Source organism: Streptomyces griseus (assembly GCF_001715295.1).
GTDB classification, from domain to species: domain Bacteria; phylum Actinomycetota; class Actinomycetes; order Streptomycetales; family Streptomycetaceae; genus Streptomyces; species Streptomyces griseus_G.
The window spans coordinates 1,617,400-1,620,821 of sequence record NZ_MDKB01000001.1; the positions used below are offsets into that span (position 1 = coordinate 1,617,400).

The 3,422-nt window shown below is 64.6% G+C and carries 3 protein-coding genes; 1 reads left to right on the top strand and 2 read right to left on the bottom strand.

The window, feature by feature from the left end; genetic code table 11:
* Positions 1-640 precede the first annotated feature (640 nt).
* Positions 641-1,690 carry a terpene synthase family protein gene (locus BA175_RS06355; protein ID WP_139131373.1) on the top strand — a complete coding sequence of 350 codons (1,050 nt, stop codon included), beginning with the start codon at positions 641-643 and terminating at the stop codon, positions 1,688-1,690.
* Positions 1,691-2,082: 392 nt separating this feature from the next.
* On the opposite strand, the gene BA175_RS06360 is transcribed toward BA175_RS06355, so the two are convergent.
* A complete protein-coding gene (locus BA175_RS06360; RefSeq protein ID WP_107407513.1) occupies positions 2,083-2,304 on the bottom strand; it encodes a transposase in 222 nt (73 codons plus the stop codon).
* A 65-nt stretch (positions 2,305-2,369) separates the two neighbouring features.
* A partial coding sequence (locus tag BA175_RS06365; RefSeq protein WP_069170202.1) for a carboxymuconolactone decarboxylase family protein occupies positions 2,370-3,422 on the bottom strand: 1,053 nt, incomplete at its 5' end.

Here is a 3,422-nt window from a genome sequence, read left to right on the forward strand (position 1 = left end):
GGGCAGCGTCACCTCCCCCACGACACAGCCGAGCCCTCCACCGCGGCCCTCCGGCACCGCCCACCCCGCACCCGAGCCCACGACCGGTGCAGACCTGCCCTGCACACCCCGGGCCTCAGACACCATCCCGCCAACCGGATCCTCACCCACTCCCACCACGAGCACCTCCCCGCGACCACCCACCAACCGCCCGGAAACACAGGGCCTGACACCGTGGCAGACCGGCGGTCACAACCACCTGTGAGGAAATCAGCAAGCCCCCTTCGCCTCTCCACCGCCGCAGCGAAGCGGCAGGCCATCGAGCGAGGCATCGACTTCCTGTCTGCGAAATGGGATCTCGGCCAGGTGATCGTATGCACCCGTTTACCGGGTCCGGCTGCGCCACCTCTTCAGGCCGGGATCTAAGGGCTGTCCCGCAATTCCCGGCGGGCGTGCGACGACAGCTACGGCACCTCGCCGCGTTGTCGGAACGTCCCCATACATCCAGTATGCGGACGCCCCTCCGCCTTGCGATGCCCCGCATCTGACGCCGCACGCTGATCCACCGGGAATTGCGGGACAGCCCTTACCGAGAGCTCGCGGAGCGCAGCACACACGCGTGAGATCTCCTGCACAAAATGAGCTGAAAGGAAAAACCGTCATGACGACCAATCCCAATCACAACGATTTACCCGCACTGACGCCCATGCCCGCGCTCTACTGCCCGATCCCCCCGTACAGTCACCCGCGCGCTGCGGAGATCGATAAGGCAGCCTGCGACTGGATGCGTTCTTGTGTCCTCTGCGGAAACCCGGACACCAGGCAACGGCTACTGCAAAGTGGCTGCTCCCGCTTGGTCTCCAACTCCAGCCCTTGCGGATCGATTGAACGACTAGAAGCGGGTGGCAAGTGGATGTACCTCGGCTTCGTCTACGACGACTGGCTCGAATCGCGCGCGACCCTGGACGAGATCGTCGCCGCTTGCTGTGGACTGCAGCGCGCGCAGGAAGTCCCCGAGTCAGGTCTGGCAAATGTTCCATTCTTACCCGAGTTCTTACACGTCATGGGCGAATTGCGGCGATTCGCCACACCGACCCAGTACGCGCGGTTCACCAACGAGCGCCGCAAATACTTTCAGGCCCTGCCCTGGGAGGCGAGCTACCGCTTCACCGGCAAGACACCCGACCTCAACACCTACGTGACCTTGCGCCTCGGCGCTGCGTCGACTACGTCCTTCCTGACCGCCATGGAGATATTCAACGAAGACGAGGTCCCATCGTCGGAAATCGACCACCCTGCGGTCCAGGCTGTCCGCGAAGTCGCAGCCTCTCTCCTCGGATGGACCAACGATCTCTACTCCCTCTCCAAGGACGCTCGTGACGGAACCGGCGAGAACAATCTGGTCACCTGCATCCAGCAGGAACGGCACGTTTCGATCGAAGAGGCCCGTGCCGAGGCGATCACCATGTTCAACCGGAGCATGCTGCTCTTCGTCCAACTTCGCGATCAGCTGAACCCGCATGGCAGCCCACCACTCAAGAAGTTCTTGGGGGACTGCGGCAGGGCGATCGCCGGTGCTGTCGCCTGGCACGCCGGCATCCCCCGCTACGCCACGCAAGCCCTACCGATCACTGCCGACCGGCCCGCTGGCCTCGACTCCTTTCCCCTGGACATCCCGTCCATCGCGTGGTGGTGGCAGCAACTCGAATAATCCGAACGCGCACGGCCTGCTGAGTATCGGTCAGTGGCGGCGGGGTCTTCGGTCCTGGACGGCTCGTAACCGGCTAGGGGCTGTTCCGTGGTTCCTGGTGGGTGTGCGACGACAGCTACGGCACCTCGCAGCGTTGTCGGGACGTGCGCATATATTTCGTGTGTGGGCGGTCCTTGGTTTTGCGTTGCACTGTATCTGTCGCCGTATGCTGTTTCGCCGGGAATTGCGGGACAGCTTTTATGGCTCGTAACACGATCGTGGTCGGGTCTTCTTGAGGCGTCGGTAGCAGATGTGGCTGCAGGTGAGGGAGATGAAGGCGTCGTGGAGTTCGGAGCCGCGTTCAGCTCGGCGAGCGGGACTCGGTGCAGCTGGTCGATGACTCCTGCCTTCTGTTACCGGTCCAGCCGGCGCCGGTACGTCTGTCCCGAGCCGAACCCCGGTTCGGAGGGCAGAAGTTGCCAGGTTATGTCGTTGTCGAGGACGAACAGGATGGCGTGGAGGCAGGGCCGGTCCGACACCGGCCTCGGCTCCGGCGACTGTTCCGGCCACGGCGGCAGTAATGGCTCGGTCAGGGCCCACAACTCATCGTCCGCGATCCACGGTCGAGTACCCACCTCCTCACGAACGGCCGAATCGTCACACTGGTAACGCCCCGCCGGCCGACATCAACAAGGTCGTGTTACGAGCTTTTGATGTCGGGTTTTGGGTTGGGTTGTTTGTGGTCGGTGGGGTGTGGTGTGGGTGTGTGGTGGGGTGGGTGGGTGTGGTTGGCGATGTGGAGGGCGGTGGTGAGTGCGGCCCAGGAGGTGAGTTCGATGAGTTGGCGGTCGGTGGGGTGTTGGTTTTTGAAGGTGGTGATGTCTTGGGGGAGGGTTTGGTGGGGTGCGAGTGCGGTGAGTAGTGCGAGGCGGGCGGTGGGGATGTCGGTGGTGGGGAGTGTGGTGAGGGCTTGGGTGAGCCATGCCCGGCTGAGTGGGGGTGGGTTTCCGTTCCAGTGTGTGAGGTGTGTGTGGAGGTGTTGTTGTACGGGGGGTGGTATCCAGCGGGCGCCGTGGTTGATGGCGGTGAGGGCGCGTGTGAAGGCGTCGGCGATGTGGGGGGTGTTGTGGGCCCATTGCAGGGTGGGGTGTGGGGGTGCGGGGGGTAGCAGGTGGAGTGAGGTGCCTGGTGTCAGTGGGCCGGGAGTGGTGGGGCGCATGGCGAGGGCGGTGGTGTGCATGATGGGCCGGTGCAGGGGTGCTGGTGTCCGGGCGGGCATGGGGGAGTCGGTGAGGAAGAGGGTCACCATGCGGTTGATGTAGTGGAAGGTGGTGGCGACGCCGTGGAGTTCGGTTGCTTGCCGGGGTGTGAGGGGGAGCGTGGGGGTGTGCGGGACGGGGTTGGTGGGGTTGGTGGGGTGTGTGGTGGTGGCGGCCCGTTGGGTGAGTGGGGGGAGGGACTCGTTGCGCGGGAGGGTGTCCAGGACTGCTTGGTGCACATCGACGCAGTAGGGGCAGTCGTTGGCGCGTGAGACTTCGGTGGCGACGGTTTCTTTCGCGGTGCGGCTCGCGTGGCCGTCCGCGAGGAGGGTTTCGCGTAGCATCAGCCAGGTCGCCGCGAGTGACGCGGGGGCCGGTGAGTGCAGGGCCACGGGCGGTGCGAGTATCCCGAAGTCCTGTTCTGTGTGGTGGTAGACCTGCGCGACCAGGCCTTGGGCGTGGCGTGGGGGGATCACGTGGATGTACCGCACCTG